3 protein-coding genes and 1 pseudogene are annotated in these 1,428 nt (G+C 36.8%); all 4 read left to right on the top strand.

The genetic code is table 11. The annotated features are described in order from the left end of the window. Positions 1-126: 126 nt before the first annotated feature. Positions 127-348, top strand: a complete 222-nt coding sequence (locus tag P5674_RS24695; RefSeq protein ID WP_315643291.1) for a hypothetical protein — start codon at positions 127-129, stop codon at positions 346-348. A gap of 62 nt (positions 349-410) precedes the next feature. Beyond that, a complete protein-coding gene (locus P5674_RS24690) occupies positions 411-689 on the top strand; it encodes a hypothetical protein (protein ID WP_315670395.1) in 279 nt (92 codons plus the stop codon). A gap of 36 nt (positions 690-725) precedes the next feature. Further along, the gene (locus tag P5674_RS24685) at positions 726-998 is read left to right on the top strand and encodes a hypothetical protein (RefSeq protein WP_014275656.1); all 273 of its coding nucleotides are present in this window, start codon (positions 726-728) and stop codon (positions 996-998) included. Continuing rightward, positions 952-1,314 (top strand): annotated as a pseudogene (locus P5674_RS24680) (hypothetical protein). Before P5674_RS24685 ends, P5674_RS24680 begins: the two are co-directional and overlap by 47 nt. Positions 1,315-1,428: the final 114 nt, after the last annotated feature.

Here is a 1,428-nt window from a genome sequence, read left to right as displayed (position 1 = left end):
GATGGATATCTTGATAGTCGCGTTAATGTTTCAGAGTTGACTAATCTAATGAAAAATAGAGGATATAATATGATTAATCAGAACGGCAAAAATGTTTGGAAACACATCATATAGGAGACCAAAAAAATGACTCAAACCAACACAAATGCCATTATAAAGGCAAGGTTTAAAACATTTAAACAAATGGTAGATAGTACAGTCTACAACGCTAATAAAGAAGACGCTAAGGAAACGTTAATTTCAATAATAGATGATTGCGAGGTTGAGTTATCCTTAGCAGAAGCGAAAAAACAATTATCGCTCAAACAGCTTAATTATATTCAGCATTTACTAACCAAAATCGAATAATTTAAACCCTTCCGAAATGACGTTAAACTATCACAACTTAACCACTATCAAAGGATAAATCCATGTCAATCAAATTAAGTACGCCCGGATTAAACGTAGTAGAATATAGCTACATGAGCAATCGATTAAACCCTAACGTGGTAGGATTACTTGACTTAGTAGAACTTGCTATCACATCTGAACAATTTGATGAAATTGTCGAATTTATTCAAATCCACAGGCATTTTTTAAACGCGGAAATCGAGTTACTCAAAGGCATTGAAGCCTTGCTTAATGCAAAAATTACAGAACACAACAATAGTCAAAATCACCCTGACAATGATTATCATGAGTTCAATTAATCAGTTACTGCAATGCAATCAATAGGAGACAAAACCATGAATGAAGAACAAGCAAGGTTAATGGTTATCGCGGAATTAGCACGTGATATTTACGCTCAAATGATGTCACGATATATCCCCTACGCTAACCAAGATACCAGGATGAAATTAGCCGAAATAGCTCATAACGCCGCTGTTGATTTTATGACGGTACAGAAAAAATGGGTATCGTCTCAAGAGACAGTTATTCAACCAGTATCATTTATGTCCGACTTTAGCGGCAATGGTTACAGTAGCGATATTTTTATGGGAGGTAACTTTGATGCCTAAATTACTCCCAGTAGTAACGTTAACGGGAAGCTATACCGGGTTTTTAGTAAGTCATAGTATCTGCATTGAGGTAGGCTCTTCAGAATGGTTTAAATACCTATAAACCCATAAATCCTTTTCAGTAGAGGTTAATGGTAAACGATTTACAGCGTGCAAAAAAACCTCAATCAATGGTTTTACCTACTGGAACCTCAAAGGGTGGGATGGTAGCGTCAATCATCACATTTACATAGGGAAAGCTGACCAAGTCACTGTAGACAAGCTAACAGACGTAGCGTTAGCTATGATTACTAAGTGCCGAATGAGAAAACCCTAAACCCTAACACCTAACAGCTACCCCAATAACTTAAATGGCCCCCTATGGTTTCTGACTGTAGGCAGCAATTCTCATTTTGGAAATTCAACTGCTATCGGGTGGGATGTCTAACTC

Source organism: Limnospira sp. PMC 289.06 (assembly GCF_032350395.1).
GTDB lineage: Bacteria > Cyanobacteriota > Cyanobacteriia > Cyanobacteriales > Microcoleaceae > Limnospira > Limnospira platensis.
This window is presented reverse-complemented; position numbering and strand designations above follow the sequence as displayed.